Source organism: Pseudomonas citronellolis, assembly GCF_001586155.1.
GTDB classification, from domain to species: domain Bacteria; phylum Pseudomonadota; class Gammaproteobacteria; order Pseudomonadales; family Pseudomonadaceae; genus Pseudomonas; species Pseudomonas citronellolis.
In genome coordinates this window covers 1,646,772-1,661,927 of the sequence record NZ_CP014158.1, presented here as the reverse complement: position 1 = coordinate 1,661,927, position 15,156 = coordinate 1,646,772, and the positions used below count along the sequence as shown (strand labels likewise).

14 protein-coding genes are annotated in these 15,156 nt (G+C 70.3%); 4 read left to right on the top strand and 10 right to left on the bottom strand.

Annotation, left to right across the window (positions count from 1 at the left end; genetic code table 11):
- Positions 1 to 17: 17 nt before the first annotated feature.
- A complete protein-coding gene (locus PcP3B5_RS07560; protein ID WP_061560941.1) occupies positions 18 to 2,057 on the bottom strand; it encodes an FUSC family protein in 2,040 nt (679 codons plus the stop codon).
- A 131-nt stretch (positions 2,058 to 2,188) separates the two neighbouring features.
- Here PcP3B5_RS07560 and PcP3B5_RS07555 point away from each other — a divergent pair, with 131 nt between their 5' ends.
- From PcP3B5_RS07555 to PcP3B5_RS07540, 4 genes are read left to right on the top strand one after another with little or no spacing between them, the layout of a single operon-like run.
- Positions 2,189 to 3,337 (top strand): MlaE family ABC transporter permease, encoded by a 1,149-nt coding sequence (locus tag PcP3B5_RS07555; protein WP_024128234.1) that lies wholly within the window; start codon positions 2,189 to 2,191, stop codon positions 3,335 to 3,337.
- Positions 3,334 to 4,122 carry an ABC transporter ATP-binding protein gene (locus PcP3B5_RS07550; RefSeq protein WP_009618442.1) on the top strand — a complete coding sequence of 263 codons (789 nt, stop codon included), beginning with the start codon at positions 3,334 to 3,336 and terminating at the stop codon, positions 4,120 to 4,122. The genes PcP3B5_RS07555 and PcP3B5_RS07550 overlap by 4 nt, the downstream gene beginning before the upstream one ends.
- Positions 4,123 to 5,061 carry an MlaD family protein gene (locus PcP3B5_RS07545; RefSeq protein ID WP_009618444.1) on the top strand — a complete coding sequence of 313 codons (939 nt, stop codon included), beginning with the start codon at positions 4,123 to 4,125 and terminating at the stop codon, positions 5,059 to 5,061.
- Positions 5,058 to 5,678 carry an ABC-type transport auxiliary lipoprotein family protein gene (locus PcP3B5_RS07540; protein WP_061560940.1) on the top strand — a complete coding sequence of 207 codons (621 nt, stop codon included), beginning with the start codon at positions 5,058 to 5,060 and terminating at the stop codon, positions 5,676 to 5,678. Before PcP3B5_RS07545 ends, PcP3B5_RS07540 begins: the two co-directional genes overlap by 4 nt.
- A gap of 199 nt (positions 5,679 to 5,877) precedes the next feature.
- Here PcP3B5_RS07540 and PcP3B5_RS07535 read toward each other — a convergent pair whose 3' ends face one another.
- The 9 genes from PcP3B5_RS07535 to hflK (PcP3B5_RS07495) all read right to left on the bottom strand — a co-directional run bounded on the left by PcP3B5_RS07535 (position 5,878) and on the right by hflK (PcP3B5_RS07495) (position 14,982).
- A complete protein-coding gene (locus PcP3B5_RS07535) occupies positions 5,878 to 6,903 on the bottom strand; it encodes a Fic family protein (RefSeq protein WP_061560939.1) in 1,026 nt (341 codons plus the stop codon).
- Positions 6,904 to 6,993: 90 nt separating this feature from the next.
- The gene (gene cobF / locus PcP3B5_RS07530; protein ID WP_058070233.1) at positions 6,994 to 7,761 is read right to left on the bottom strand and encodes a precorrin-6A synthase (deacetylating); all 768 of its coding nucleotides are present in this window, start codon (positions 7,759 to 7,761) and stop codon (positions 6,994 to 6,996) included.
- Between the two features lie 2 nt (positions 7,762 to 7,763).
- Positions 7,764 to 8,021: a hypothetical protein gene (locus tag PcP3B5_RS07525; protein WP_009618451.1), complete on the bottom strand. Its 258-nt coding sequence runs from the start codon at positions 8,019 to 8,021 to the stop codon at positions 7,764 to 7,766.
- 103 nt (positions 8,022 to 8,124) lie between these two features.
- The gene (locus tag PcP3B5_RS07520; RefSeq protein WP_009618454.1) at positions 8,125 to 8,328 is read right to left on the bottom strand and encodes a hypothetical protein; all 204 of its coding nucleotides are present in this window, start codon (positions 8,326 to 8,328) and stop codon (positions 8,125 to 8,127) included.
- Positions 8,329 to 8,397: 69 nt separating this feature from the next.
- Positions 8,398 to 10,368, bottom strand: a complete 1,971-nt coding sequence (locus PcP3B5_RS07515) for a cation-translocating P-type ATPase (protein ID WP_009618456.1) — start codon at positions 10,366 to 10,368, stop codon at positions 8,398 to 8,400.
- Positions 10,369 to 10,380: 12 nt separating this feature from the next.
- Positions 10,381 to 10,869, bottom strand: a complete 489-nt coding sequence (locus PcP3B5_RS07510; RefSeq protein WP_009618457.1) for a hypothetical protein — start codon at positions 10,867 to 10,869, stop codon at positions 10,381 to 10,383.
- A gap of 99 nt (positions 10,870 to 10,968) precedes the next feature.
- On the bottom strand, positions 10,969 to 11,994 hold the full coding sequence (hflK, locus tag PcP3B5_RS07505) for a protease modulator HflK (protein WP_058488775.1): 1,026 nt from the start codon (positions 11,992 to 11,994) through the stop codon (positions 10,969 to 10,971).
- Entirely contained in the window at positions 11,987 to 13,012 is a 1,026-nt protein-coding gene (gene hflC / locus PcP3B5_RS07500) for a protease modulator HflC (protein ID WP_061560938.1), read from the bottom strand. Before hflC ends, hflK (PcP3B5_RS07505) begins: the two co-directional genes overlap by 8 nt.
- A complete protein-coding gene (gene hflK / locus PcP3B5_RS07495; protein WP_061560937.1) occupies positions 13,009 to 14,982 on the bottom strand; it encodes a protease modulator HflK in 1,974 nt (657 codons plus the stop codon). The genes hflC and hflK (PcP3B5_RS07495) overlap by 4 nt, the downstream gene beginning before the upstream one ends.
- Positions 14,983 to 15,156 lie beyond the last annotated feature (174 nt).

Genomic DNA, 15,156 nt, shown 5'->3' with positions numbered 1-15,156 from the left:
GCAGGCGGGGTGGCCGGTCAATCGGAGGCGGCGATGGGTCGCGCCTGCTGCGCGGGCGCGGCGGCCGGGTCCTGGCGGCACCAGCGCAGCCAGATGAACTGCAGCTGGACCAGGGTGGCGCGAGCCAGTTCGCGGTCCTCGGCCGGCAGCCGGTGGTCGTTTTCCAGGGCCTTGAACAGCGCCACGCTGGCCGCCTGCAGGGCCTGCTCGCGGCCGGCGCGCGGGCCGCCGGCGAGCAGCAGGTCGTGCAAACACAGCAGGTAGGCGTCGCGGGCCCGGCGCACGGGGCCGCGGGCAGCGGTCAGGCGCGCGCGCAGGAACAGCAGCTCGTCGCCCAGGTCCAGCGCCAGCAGGCCGCCGCGCCAGCGCGCGCGGCGCTCGGCCGGCAGGTTCTTGTAGAACTGCGCCAGGCGCAGCAGGCGGTCGGCGCTGCGGCCGTCGAACCAGACCTCCAGCGGCGGCAACGGACCGCGGGTGAGCCGCGCGAGGTCGGCGAGGATGGCCGCCAGCACGCGGCGGTAATGGCGCTGCCCGGGCGCCAGGCGCACCAGGTTGAACACCAGCACGGCGAAGGCCACGCCGATCACGGTGGCCAGCGCCGAATTGAGGAAGTGGCCGAGGTCGTAGCTCATCGCGTTGCTCGGCCCGATGTTCTTCACATAGAAGATGCAGAAGGACGAGGCGATGGCGGCGATCGGCGGCCGCGTCATGCACAGCGCGGCGATGAACAGCGGCACGCCCAGCACCAGCGCCAACGCCGGGAAGCCATCGCACAACGGCAGTATCACCAGGCCTGCGACGCCGGCAAAAGGTACCGACAGGACGATGCCGCGCAGGAAGTTCAGCCCGGCGCCGGCCGGGTTGTCGCGGCTGGCGAACAGGCTCAGCACCACGCCGGTGATGGACACCGCGCCCAGGCCGCTGGGCCAGGCCGTGGCCAGCCAGAAGGCCGACACGCAGAGGAACGCCAGGGCGCTGCGCAGGCCGTAGAGCAGACCGCGTTCGATGTCGCGGTGCCAGACGATCACCCCCGGCGCGTTGCGCGGCGCCTCGCCGTAGACCAGCGCCTGCATGCTGCGCTGGGCCTCGCCGGCCATCTCCAGGGTGCGCGCCAGGCATTCCAGGCACAGGCGTTGCTGGGCGTTGTCGCGTTCCCGCGCGGCGGCGCCGAGGCGTTCGCGGCAGTCCTCGAAGGCGCGGTACTCAGCCTTCTCCAGCAGCACCATGACCTCGCGCCGCCAGGGCTCCAGCGCGGCCGCCGCGGCCTGGTCCAGCAGCCGCCATTCCCGCGCCACCTTGCGCGCCGCACGCAGCAGGCCCAGCAGGTCGGCGTTCAGCACCCGCAGCGCCTGGGCCCGGCGCCGGCCGCTCTCGCCCTCGAACCAGGCGTGTTCGCGCTGCGCGTCCACCGCCACGATGCGGCCCATGGCGCGGATCAGCGGGCCGCGCTCGTCGGCGCCGGTCAGTTCGGCAGCGGCCGCCTGCAGGCCGGTTTCCCAGGCGCCCCTGCCCTGCTCCGCCAGTTGCTGCTGCACGCGCCGCGGCCAGAGCACGATGCTCACCAGCGATGCGCAGAGGATGCCCAGGCCGATCTCCGAGCAGCGCGCCACGGCCTGGTCGAACACCGTCATGGGCGCGGCGCTGGAAGGCAGCGCGATGATCGCCGTGGTATAGCCGGCGAGCACGAAACCGTAGGAAGAGAAGTTCTGCAGCAGCGAAGCGCCGGCGGTGCAGAACGCCAGCCAGGCGGCCATGGCCAGCAGGAATGGCAGCGGCGCCTGGCCGAACTGGGCGATCAGCGCCACCGAAACCACGGCCCCGATGCAGGTGCCGAGCAGGCGGAACACGCTCTTGGCCAGCACCATGCCGCTCAGCGGCTGGCTGACCACGAATACCGTGACCAGCGCCCACTGCGGTTGCTGCAACTCAAAGCGGAACGCCAGGTAGAGCGCGAGAATGCCGGCCATCAGCGACTTGCTGGCGAACTGCAGGTCCGTGCGACGCGGGCGCAGCACGGCGCGAAAGAACTCGGTGAACAGCGAGAGGAAGGCAGGCATGCAGACATACCGGCAAAATCGTTGACCGAACTATTAAATAGCTTGCTAACAATGTCAAGAAACATCCTGTAACCGCCCTGAGTGGAAGGCGACGGATGGTCTCGTCACACAACTCCGCTAGACTCCGTGGGATGACCGAAACCGCTCAAGCCGGCCAGCTGCGCCTGGACACCTCCGCCTCCCCGCCCCTGCTGCAAGTCAGCGGCGACTGGACGCTCGCCCATTTCGCCGACCTGCAGCGCCAGGTCGGCGCCCTCGACGGCCAGCGGACCCACGCCGGGGGCTTCGACTTCAGCCGGCTCGGCGCCCTCGACACCGCCGGCGCCAGCCTGCTCGCCGACCTGATCGGCGCCAGCGGCCTGCAGCGCCTGGACGAGATCGCCGCCGAGGTGCCCAGGGAGCGCCGCGACCTGCTGCGCGCGGTGGGCAGCTCCATCACCCAGTGCCGCCTGCACGAGAAGAAGCCGCCGCCAGGCAACGCCCTGGTCGACCTGCTGGAACGCATCGGCCGCGCCATGGAGGTCTTCTGGAAGGACCTGGTGGGCGTGCTCGGCTTCATCGGCCTGACCCTCGAAAGCCTGGCGCGCTGCGCCCTGAACCCACGGCGCTGGCGGCCCACCTCGCTGGCCGCGCACATGGAGCAGACCGGCCTGGACGCCGTGCCCATCGTGGCCCTGCTGACCTTCATGGTCGGCGCCGTGGTGGCCTTCCTCGGCGCCACCGTGCTGAACAAGTTCGGCGCGGCCATCTACACCGTCGACCTGGTGGGCTTCTCGTTCCTGCGCGAGTTCGGCGTGCTGCTCACCGCCATCCTCCTCGCCGGGCGCACCGCCAGCGCCTTCACCGCGCAGATCGGCTCGATGAAGTCGAACCAGGAGATCGACGCCATCCGCGCCCTGGGCCTGGACCCGATGGAACTGCTGGTGCTGCCGCGGGTGCTGGCGTTGCTGCTGGTGCTGCCGCTGCTGACCTTCCTGGCGATGCTCTCGGGCATCGTCGGCGGCGGCGTGGTCTGCGCGCTGTCGCTGGACATCTCGCCGCGCATGTTCATGGTCATGCTGCAGAACGACATCGCCGTGCAGCACTTCCTGGTGGGCCTGGTGAAGGCGCCGGTGTTCGCCTTCGTGATCGCCGTGATCGGCTGCCTGGAAGGCTTCCGCGTCAGCGGCAGCGCGCAGTCGGTGGGCGAGCACACCACCTCGGCGGTGGTCCAGTCGATCTTCGCGGTGATCCTCATCGACGCCATCGCCGCGCTGTTCTTCATGGAGATGGGCTGGTGAGCGAAGAAGCCATCATCCAGGTCCGCGACCTGTGCAACCGCTTCGGCGACCACGCGGTGCACGAGCACCTGGACCTGGACGTGCGCCGCGGCGAAATCCTCGGCGTGGTCGGCGGCTCCGGCACCGGCAAGTCGGTGCTGCTGCGCGCCATCATCGGCCTGCGCCGGCCCCAGGAGGGGCAGATCCACGTGTTCGGGCAGAACCTGCTGGAACTGCCGCCGGAGCAGCGCTCGAAGATCGAACGGCGCTTCGGCGTGCTGTTCCAGAACGGCGCGCTGTTCTCCTCGCTGACCGTCAGCGAGAACGTCTGCCTGCCGCTGATCGAGCACGCCGGGCTCACCCGCGACGACGCCGAGTACCTGGCCAAGGTGAAGATCTCCCTGGCCGGGCTGCCGCCGGAGGCCGGCGACAAGTATCCCGCGGAGCTGTCCGGCGGCATGGTCAAGCGCGCAGCCCTGGCCCGCGCCCTGGCCCTGGACCCGGACATCCTGTTCCTCGACGAGCCCACCGCCGGCCTCGACCCGATCGGCGCGGCGGCCTTCGACCAGTTGATCCTGACCCTGCGCGAGGCCTTCGGCCTCACCGTGTTCCTGGTCACCCACGACCTGGACACCCTCTACACCATCTGCGACCGCGTCGCCGTGCTGTCGCAGAAGCGCGTGCTGGTGGTCGGCAGCCTCGACGAGGTGGCGGCCAACCCCGACGCCTGGGTCCAGGACTATTTCCACGGCCCGCGCGGCCGTGCCGCGCAGCAGGCGGCGGACCGCCTGCGGGAGGAGAACTGAATGGAAACCCGCGCCCATCACGTGGTCATCGGCCTGTTCACCGTGCTGGTGGCGGCCGGCGGCCTGCTCTTCGGCCTGTGGCTGGCCAAGAACAGCAGCGACCAGCAGTACAACTACTACGACGTGATCTTCACCGAGGCGGTGACCGGCCTGTCCCAGGGCGGCACCGTGCAGTACAGCGGGATCAAGGTCGGCGACGTGGTCAGCCTGCGGCTGGACCCGCGCGACCCGCGCAAGGTGCTGGCGCGCATCCGCGTCTTCGACCAGACGCCGATCCGCCAGGACACCCGCGCCAAGCTGGCCATCACCGGGGTCACCGGCACCGCCATCATCCAGCTCAGCAACGGCTCGCCGGAAAGCCCGCCGCTGGTGGGCAAGGACGGCCAGGTGCCGGTGATCAAGACCATCCCCTCGCCGCTGAGCAAGCTGCTGGCCAACGGCGAGGACATCGCCACCAACGTCAGCAACCTGATCAACAACGTCAACCGCATGTTCTCCCAGGAGAACGTCGACCGCATCAGCCGCACCCTCGACCACATCGACCAGGCCACCGCGGTGATCGCCGAGCAGCGCGGCGACATCCGCCGCACCGTGCAGGAACTGGCCGCGGCCAGCGAACAGGCCAAGCTGACCCTGGCCAACGCCAGCCAGCTGCTGGGCAACGCCAACCAGTTGCTCGGCAGCCAGGGCAAGGATTCGCTGGTCAGCGCCCAGCAGACCCTCGCCGCGCTGCAACGCAGCAGCGAGAAGGTCGAGCGCCTGCTCGACAGCAACTACGACTCGGTCAACGGCGGGTTGAACGGCCTGGGCGAGATAGGCCCGGCGGTGCGCGAACTGCGCGCCACCCTGGAGAACCTGCAGCGGGTCACCCGGCGCCTGGAAGAGAACCCGACCAACTACCTGTTCGGCGGCAACCGCACCAAGGAGTTCCAACCATGAAGGCCCCCCTGCGCCTGCTCGGCTACAGCGCCCTCGCCGCCCTGCTCGGGGCCTGCTCGATCCTGCCCAGGGCGGAGACCCCGGACATCTACCTGCTGCCGGCGCAGCAGCAACCGCCGCGCGCCACGCCGGCGGTGGACTGGTCGCTGCGGGTGCTGGCGCCCAGGACCAGCCAGGTGCTGGACAGCAACCGCATCGCCGTGCAGCCCAGGGGCGACCTGCTCAGCGTCTACAAGGGCGCGCGCTGGGCCGACGGCGCCCCGCCGCTGCTGCGCGACCGACTGCTCGACGCCTTCCGCGCCGACGGCCGCATCCAGGCCCTGAGCAGCGACGAGGTCAGCCTGCAGGCCGACCTGGAACTGGGCGGCGACCTGCGCGCCTTCCAGGCCGAATACCGCGACAAGGGCGTGGAAGCGGTGGTCATCCTCGAAGCCCGCCTGGTGCGCAGCACCACCCAGCGCATCGTCGCGACGCGACGCTTCGAGGTCCGCCAGCCGGCCGCCGGGGAAAAGGTGCCGGAAGTGGTCAGCGCCTTCGGCCAGGCCACCGACCGCCTGGCGGCAGAGGTGGTGGGCTGGACGTTGCAGCAGGGGCAGGCGCAGAAGTTCGAGCGGTGAAAGACCGCACTCCATGGCACGTAGGGCGCATAACGCTTACGGCGTTATCCGCCGTTTGGCCTCGGTTCCCGGCGGCTCCGAGGCCAACCTTGGCGTTGGCTGTAGCCTCGGCGTATCGGCGTATAACCGCGAACGGTTGTACGCCCTACGGAGCGCCTTTCGTAGGATGGGTTGAGCGAAGCGATACCCATCGCCACGGCTAGTCGGAAACCCGCCTGCGCCGACCCGGATCGGTCAAGCGATAACACTGCAGGGGACTGCGCGGAGAATCCGGTTGGGTCATTTCCAGCAATCCGGACGCCATCGCCGGCCCCAGGTAGTTCTTCCGGAAGGTTGGCCGGTGCGACAACCCCAACCTGCGCATGATTTCCGAGGACTTGAGGGCTTCTCCCTTGTTGAAAGCCTGCAACAGCTGTTGCACGCTCTCGTTTACTTGGTCGGTAACTTGATCGCTTACTTGTTCGGTCTGCGCGACTTCGTCCATGGCTGCCAGTAATGCCCGCAACATGTAGTCAACGAAAGGCGTCGCCTGTGCAACATGATCGGCCTCGGCCAAGGCCGCGTAGTAGGCCTCCTGCTGGGCATGGATGACCGTCTCCACCGGCAAGTAAGCCAACAGCGGATTCCAGCGACTGAGTATCAAGGTCTGCCAGAGTCGTCCCATGCGCCCGTTGCCATCGGCGAACGGGTGAATGAATTCGAACTCGTAATGAAAAACACAAGTCGCCAGTAGCGGGTGCCAGTCCGTATGGCCCAGCCACTCCAGCAACTGCCCCACCAGCGTCGGGACACGGTTGGCCGGCGGCGCCATGTGTAGCAGTTGGTCACCCCGGTAGATACCGACACCACCCTGTCGAAAATGCCCCGCGTCGTCGATGAGCCCTTCCATCAGGCTGGCGTGGGCTGCCAATAGATCGGGTTGAGAGGTCGGGTGCCAGGAAGGCAGGTATTCATAGGCGCGAAAGGCATTGCGCACTTCCTGGATTTCACGGGGCAATCCCAGCACCCGCTTCCCCTCCAGTACGGCAGTGACCTGCTCGACGCTGAGGGTGTTGTTTTCGATGGCCAGAGAGGCCTGGATGGTACGGATACGGTTGCCGCGCCGTAGTTGAGGCGTCAATGCCGAGTCGCCACCCACCGAAAGCCGGCCGACCCGCTCGCAGATTTCACCGACCAATCGCAGCAGTGAAGCGGAAAGGGCAAGCGGTGGTTCATAGGCCTTCATGGCGATATCGGGTCCGAGTCTGCGCAGGCATCCGAAGCGATAGTGCGTACATTGACGGCACTGCCACCCGTGGCAAACACCGAGCGCACGTTATTGGTTCTCCACCCGCCGCAACAGATAGGTATCCATGATCCAGCCATTGGCCTCGCGGGCCTTCAGGCGGGTGTCGCGGATGCGTTCGGCGACTTCGTCCAGGCGGCCGGCGATCAGCAGTTCGTCCGGGGTACCGACGTAGGCGCCCCAGAAGATTTCCAGGTCCTGGCCGCGCAGGCCGGTGTAGCTGTCCTGGGCGTCGAGCATCACCACCACGTCCTGCACGCCGGCGGGCAGGCCTTCGCGGGCCAGGCGGCGGCCGGTGGTGATCTGCAGCGCGCCGCCTATGTGGTTGAGCGGGATGCGGTGGCGCGCGGCCAGGGCCTGCACGCTGGTGATGCCGGGGATGACTTCGTAGTCGAAGCGCAGCCGGCCGCTGGCGAGGATGGCGTCGAGGATGCGGATGCTGCTGTCGTACAGCGCCGGGTCGCCCCAGACCAGGAAGGCGCCGCATTCGTCTTCGGCCACGTGCTCGTCGATCAGCCGCTCGAACAGCGCCTGCTTGGCCGCGTTGAGGTCCACCACGCTGCCGGCGTAGTCGGCCACGCCGCGCTCGCGCTCCGGCAGTTCGGCCTCCACCACGCGGTAATCGCCGCGCTCGACGTAACGCTCGCAGATGTCGCGGCGCAGGTCGAGCAGCTTGGTCTTGCTGGCGCCCTTGTCGAGCAGGAAGAACACGTCGGCGCGGTTCAATGCCTTGACCGCCTGGAGGGTCAGTTGCTCGGGGTCGCCGGCGCCCACGCCGATCAGCAGCAGTCGTTTCATGGTCATTTGCAATGGTAGGGGCTTTCGCCTTCCAGTTCCTGGTCGGCGTCGATGTCACGGATGATCACCGTGGCCTTGGGATAGCTGGAGCAGAGCGCGTTGCGCACCGTGTAGATGCCGCTGCCCTGCGCCAGGAAGGACTTCTTGTTGAGCTTCTGCCCGTTGGCGTCGACGGCGTCTATCTCGTAGTGGCCGCCGAAGGTCTTGCAGCCGCCCAGCACCAGCAGGCTGGCGCCGAGCAACAGGGGAATCGCTTTCATTGCCTCTCCTTGTCTGCGACCGGCAAAGGTGCGAGCCGGTCATTCTGAGGATGTCGGGCCTGTTTCGACAAGCCCGGCGGCCATTTGCTCCCCGCCGGGGCGCTCAGCGCTTGCCCATGGAGCGGCGCGAACCGCGGGGCGCCGGCGGGCGGCGTACATCCTTGTCGTGGGCCTTGCGCGGCTGGTAGCCGGCGGCGGCGTCCTTCTGCGCGGCGAGGGCGGCGCGGGTCAGTTCGGCCAGGGATAGCGGGGCCTGGGCCGGGGTGTCCGCGCTGTCGTCGCGCGGCGGCTGTTGCGAGGAAGTCATGATAGAGACCGGGTGAAAGATGCGGAAACGGCGCCCATCATACCCGATAGGCACCGTGCCCGCTGCTCCTCAGGCGCCGACCGGCTGGCCGGACGCCCCCTCCGGGCGCGCCTGGCCGAGGCTTTCGTCGAAGCGCAGCAGGCGCCCGGCGTTGCCCAGCACCAGCAGGGTGCTGAGGTTGTGCAGCACGGCGGCGATCATCGCCCCGGCGGCGCCGAGCAGGCCGAAGGCAGCCGCCGCGACTATGGCCAGGGTCCAGCCCAGGCCGATCGCCACGTTCACCTGCAGGGTGCGCCGGCACTGGCGGCTCAGCCGCACGCAGGTGCCCAGGCGGCGCAGGTCGCTGCCGATCAGCACCACGTCGGCCGAGGCCAGGGCGATGTCGGCGCCGCCGGCGCCCATGGCCACGCCCACCACGCCGGCCTTGAGCGCCAGCGAGTCGTTGATGCCGTCGCCCACCACCAGCGGGCGGAAGCCCTTGTCGATTTCCTCGCCGACACGGTGCAGCTTGTCTTCCGGCAGCGCCTGGGCGCTGACTTCAGCGATGCCCACCTCGCGCGCCACGCCTTCGGCCACGCTCTGGCGGTCGCCGGTGAGCAGCAGTTGGCGGCCCAGGCCCAGTTCGCGCAGCTCGGCCATGGCCTGCGGCGCTTCCGGGCGCAGGCTGTCGGCCAGCAGCAGCCAGGCGCGGAAGCGCCCGCCCAGGGCCAGGCCGGCGATGGGGCCGTCGTGCTCGGGCACCGGCGCGGTGGCGATGCCCAGTTGGGCGAACAGTTCGGGCCGGCCAAGAGCTGCCTCGCCTTGCGGGGTGTGGGCGATGACGCCCAGGCCCTGGCGTTCGCGGATGTCCTCCAGCGGGTGGTAGGCATCGTGGGGCACCAGCGCAGCCAACGCGCGGCTGACCGGGTGGCTGCTGGCCGCGCCCAGGCTGGCGGCCAGTTGGCGCAGCGCCGCCGGGTCTTCCCCGGGCTCGCCGCGCAGGGCTTGCAGGCGCAGGCTGCCGTGGGTCAGGGTGCCGGTCTTGTCGACCACCAGCGAGGTCAGGTCGGCCAGTTCCTCGAGAAAGGCCGAGCTGCGGATCAGGATGCCGTGGCGTGCTGCCACGGCGATGCCGGCGATGGCCGTGGCCGGCGCCGAGAGCACCAGGGCGCAGGGGCAGGCGGCGACCAGCACGGCGAGCATGGCCTGGGGGTCGTTGGTGACGAACCAGGTGACCGCGGCGATCAGCAGCACCAGCACCATGTAGCGCCCGGCGTAGCGTTCCAGCAGGCGGGTGATCGGCGGCTTGGCGCGCTCGGCGCGCTGCATCAGGGCGATCACCTTGCCCAGGGTGGATTCCTCGCCGGTGCGCGTCACCTCGATGCGCAGCAGGCCGTCGAGGTTGATGGCGCCGCCGTAGACCTCCATCCCGGCCTGCGCCTCCAGCGGCACCGACTCGCCGGTGATGGGCGCGGTGTCCAGGCTGGCCTGGCCGTCCAGCACCCGGCCGTCGGCCGGCACGCGGTCGCCGGCGCGCACTTCCACCTGGTCGCCGGCGCGCAGTTGGGCGTTGTCCACTTCCTCCACGGCGCCGTCGGCGCGGATGCGCCGGGCCTGGCTGCGGGTCAGGCGGCCGAGGGCCTCGATGGCTTCCTGGGAGCCGATCACGCTGCGCTCTTCCAGCACGTGGCCGAAGATCATGATGATCGGCAGCAGCGCTGCGGTCAGCAGGTCGCCGGTGGCCCAGGCGCCGAGCATGGCCAGGGCGATCAACTGGTCGGTGATGCCGTGCAGGCTGGGGTGGCGCAGGCTGGCGGCGGCCGAGCGCAGCACCGGCACCGCCACCAGCAGCGAGGCGACGCCCAGCAGCATCTGCGCCACGCCCTCCTGCTGCGGCGCCAGCCAGCGCCAGAGCAGGCCGAGCAGCAGCAGGCCGAGGGCGAGCATGGCCAGGCTCAGTTGGCGGGCGGCGGCGCGCTGCTCGTCGCGGCTGAGCATGGCCCCCGTGAGGTGGCCGTGGCTGTGGCCATGGTGATGGCCGTGGTGGTGGTGTGCGCTCATCTATCGCTCAGGTCATTGGCTCGACGCGGTCTCGTCGTCCTTGAGGAGGGTGGCCCGGGGCGGGAAGCGGGTGTCCGGGCGCTGTACGTATTCCTCGGCCTCGGCCTCGGTCAGCACCCAGATCTGGTTGACCTGGCCGCTGAGGCCGCTCTTCAGGGCGACGAACTTGTCCTTCAGCTGCGGCATCAGGCCATTGACGATGAACAGGTTGTTCTCGTTGCGGATGCGCACCGAGACCGCCACCGGGTAGCTCACGGTCTTCTGGTACAGGCCCAGGCTGACCACTTGCTTGAGCAGGTTGGGCTTGGGCCGCTTGAGGGTGATGACCGGGAAGCTGGCGCTGTCCACCACGCCCACCAGCATGCCCGAGGGCAGTTCGCGGCCGGCCTCGGCGCTGCCGGCGCCGAGCAGCAGGCCCAGGGCCAGCAGCAGCGCGCCCAGGGGGCGCCAGCGGTTGCCCCGCGACGAAGTGGAAGAGTGCCGGTAAGCGACAGCGTTCATGGAGTGTCCCGCCCTAGGTGTTTTCTCGGAATGTGGGTGTCGGGCCTGCGGCCCTCGGTGAGCCTAGCGCGTCCGTGTGACATCTGTCCGCCCATTGCTTCACGGCTGCGGCCCCTGGAGGATCAGGCGGCCGGCGTCGCGGGGGTCGACGGTGGTGACCGCGCCGGCCTTGCCGAGGATGCCGGGCACTCGCTCGCGGTACAGGCGCAGCAGCAGGCCGGGGTCCTGGCTGGCGGCCAGGCTGGTGATGGTCGCGGTGTCGGCATGGGCCTTGGCCAGGCGCTCGCCGGCCTGGGCGCGGGCCACCTGCAGGGTGCGGTCGGCGGCCTGGGTGGCCGCCTGGGTCTGCCGCGCGGCGTCGTTCTGCGCACTGGCGACGTTCTGCTCGGCCAACTGGCTGGCGGTGAGCACGGCGTTGAAGGCGCTCACCGCCTCGCGCGGCAGCGAGGACTGCACGTCCACCCGCTCGATTTCGATGCCCAGCCCGCTGCCGGCGGCGGCCAATGCCGCCAGGCTCTGGTTGATGCCCTGCTGCAGGTCGCCGCGCAGGCGCTCGCGGCGCTCGGCCACGGCGCTGTCGCTGCCGACCAGTTCGGGGCGGGCGACCAGGATGGTGTCCAGGTCGCGGGCCGCGCACACGCTCACGGCGTTGCGCGCCACCAGGCGGTCGAGCGCCGGCAGTACGTGCTCGCCCTGGAGCACGTAGGCGTAGGGGTCGACCACCTTGTAGAACACCCGCACGTCCAGTTGCACAACACCGGCATCGCCGGTCAGCAGGTAGCCGGAGCCGGCCGTGGCGTCGTTGACCAGGCTGACGTCGAGGTCGGCCTTCTGCGCCTGGGCCGAGCGCAGCAGGGTTTCCACCCGGCGCTCGATGACGCGCTCGGCCGCCGGCAGCAACACCACCTGCTCGAAGGGCCGCGGCCAGGCCAGCAGCAGGCCGGGGTTGGCGATGCGCTGCAGGGCGCCCATGCGCAGCACCACGGCGCGGCTGTCCGGGCCGATCTCGCGGACGTTGGACAGCGCCCAGCCGAGCGCCGCCAGCAGCGTCACACCATAGAGCGCGACGAACGCCAGGCGCCCGGCCTGCAGCCAGGGGCTGCCGCCCTCGGCGCGCTCACTCATGCTGCGCACCCGGCTTGGGCGCCGGCAGTTGCGGCGGGCCGTCCACCAGCACGCGGAAGGGCGCGGCGTCGGTGCGCAGGACCAGGCGGGTGCCGGAGTTGACGATGGTGCCCAGGGTATCCAGCGAGCGCAGCAGGTTGTACAGCTCGGGCGAACCGGCGTAGGCCTTGGCGTAGATGTCCGCCGCCTCGACGCGGGACTGCGCCTCGATGTCGGCGGCCTTGACCGTGGCGTCGGCCTGCAGGATGCGCGCGTCGCGCTCGGCGGCGGAGCGGATCTCGGCGGCCTTGCGCTTGCCCTCGGCGGTGCGCTCGGTGGCGATGGTCTCGCGCTCGGCGCGCATGCGGTCGACGGTGGCGCCGAGGGTCACCGAGGGCAGCGTCAGGCGTTCGATGCCCACCTGCAGCACACGCACGCCGTAGGTGTCGCGCAGGGTCTTGTCGATCTGCCCGCGCAGGCGCTGTTCGAAGTCGGCGATGCGCACCTTGCTGCCGTCGGTATTCACCAGGTCGGCCAGGTCGAAGCCGCTGGCGGTGGTTTCCAGGGCCGAGCCGACGAAGGTGCGGATCTGCCGCGCCGCCTCGTCGGGCTGGTTCTGCACCGCACGCATGAAGCGCTGCACGTCGTCCGCGTCGGGCTGCACCTGCCAGGCCACGTAGGCCTGGACGATGATGCGCAGGCCGTCGCGGGTGCCGACGTCCTGCAGGCCGCTGGAGGTGGTGCGCAGGCGCAGGTCCACCGGGATGGCCGCCTCGAACGGCACCGGCAGGCGCCAGGCCAAGCCTGGCTGCAGCAGCACGCGCACCGGGTTGCCGAAGCGGGTGACGACGGTCGCCTCGCCGGAGCGCACCTGTACCAGGCAGGCGGTGGCGACGGCGAACAGCACCAGCAGCGCGGCCAGGCCGATGCGCCGCCAGGGCCAGGGCCCGGCGCCGCCGTGCTCATGCTCGTGAGGGTGGTGGCCGTGCTCATGGTCGTGGTCGTGGTGCGCGTGGTCGTGGCAGTGCGACGAACTCAAGGGGCGAGCTCCTGTTTGGCCGGCTTGCGCGCCGGGTCGAAGGGCGCGGTGAAATAGCCGCGCAGGTCGAGGGTCGGCGCATCGCCGGCGCCCAGTCGATGGTCGATGACCAGGGCGTTGGCATTGCCCAGGCCCTGGCCCAGGCGGGCGAAATACTGTTCCAGCAGGAACGACTGGCCGGCGTCCTGCCAGGCCTTGCGCTCGGCGCCGAAGCGCAGGTCGGCGGCCCGCGCCGCGGCCAGCGTCTCGCGGGCATCGGCATTGGCCTTGTCCACCGCCTGGCTGGCCGCCAGGCGGGCCTCGTTGCCCTGCTCGGCGGCCTTGCCGCGCTCGCGGGCGATCAGCGCCTGGGCGGTGATCTGCGCCGCCTGCACGCCATGGTAGGCGTTCGCCGCGCCGGCCGGCGGGTGGATGGCCTCGACCACGGTGGCGAGGATTTCCACGCCGCTGTGCAGCTCGTCGAGGTCGGCCTGCACGGCCTTGCCGATGTCCTGCGCCAGGGCCTCGCGCTCGCCGCCGAGGACGCCGTCCAGGGTGCGCGAAGCGAAATCGTGGACCAGCACGCGGCTGGCGGTGCTGCGGATCAGCGCCGGCACGTCGGCGCTGTTGTAGGTCGCCGCCAGGGCCGCGGCGTCGTCCAGGCCGATGCGGTAGACGAAGCGCACGTCCATGTTGACCACCTGGAAGCTCTGCTTGCCTTCGGCGGCGCTGGCGATCACCTGGGATTTCTCGCTGCGGTGGGAGGCATCCCACAGGCGGTTGGCGCTGTCCGGCGCGGGGCCTTCGGCCGGGCCCGGCGGGTCGGCGACGGCGGAATCGCCGGAGGTGGCCAGTTCGTGGATCACGCCGTTCTCCACCACGATCACCCGCCCGAACGGCCAGGGCAAGCCAACATGCAGGCCCGGCTGCAGCACCGCCTCGGGCTTGCCGAAGCGCTCGTAGACACCGCGGCCGTCCAGGGACACCTCGTGTATGCCGCTGAGCAGCCAGCCGACCAGCGCCACCAGCGCGGCCACCGGCAGAAAGGCGCGACGCATGAAGGCGAACGCCCAGACCTGGCGCAGATCGATGCCGAAGCGCTGCTGCAGCTCGTCCTGCAGGAACTGCAGCGGCCGCGGCGGCCAGCGCAGTTGCCCGGCCACCAGGCTGCGGGCGACCAGGCGCGGCTCCTCGCGCTCGCGTTGCGGCAGGAAGGCGGAAAACACCGCGCGCGCCAGCAGCTCCACGGCCACCGCGGCGGGCAGCAAGCCGAGCAATACTAGCAGGCGCACCGGCCAGAGGTTGTCGGCGCTGGCGAACAGCAGGCCGGGCAGCGACAGCAGCTGCACGGCGATGACCAGCCGCAGCAGCGGCGCCAGGGCGGCGGCTTCCGGCCACTGGGCCTCGCCGCTGGCGGCGAAGTGACGCTCCAGCACCAGCAGGCCGAAGGCGCCCAGCAGCAACAGGCCGGCACCGATATAGGCCGCCTGGCCGAGGTCGGCGCCCGGCAGCGCCAGGCTCCAGCCGGCGCGGATCACCAGCAGCGCGGCGACGCAGAGCCCCGCCAGCCAGAGCGCGCCCGGGCCGATACGCTGTAGCAGCGAACGGATGCCACGGCCGATGCTGTCGAGGAAGCGGTCATAGGCGCTCAACGCCTCGGGGGCTACCGGCTCTTCCGCCGTCTCACGCCCGCCGAACCAGCGCAGCGAAGGCTCCTGCCCCAGGGCGCGCGCCCGCCAGGCGTCGACGCGCCAGGCCGACTGCGCCGCCGCGGCCAGCAGCAGCAAGGCCGCGGCGTTGTTGCACAACAGCGGCAGCCAGGGCGAGCGAGCGGCAAACAGACCAATGAGAATCGCCAGGAGGAACAGCAGCGCGGCCAGCACGCCACTGCCCAGGGCCAGGGCGAACAGGCGCCGGGCATGCACCGCAGCCTGCTGGAAGCGCGGCAGCGCCTGCAGGTCCTCGCCCGCGGTGTCCAGGTCGACTCGCATCACAACTCCAGAGGCGGCCAGGGGGCCAGCCGGTACATCGGCGCGCAGGGAAACAAAATGTAACCTTATAACAACCGGCGTGAAATTCTCGTCGAGACGCGGCGCAAAGAAAAGCCCCGCCGGCGAATTGCCGCGCGCCCCTGCCCCGTTCTATCTTGGCGGATCGTTCAAGTA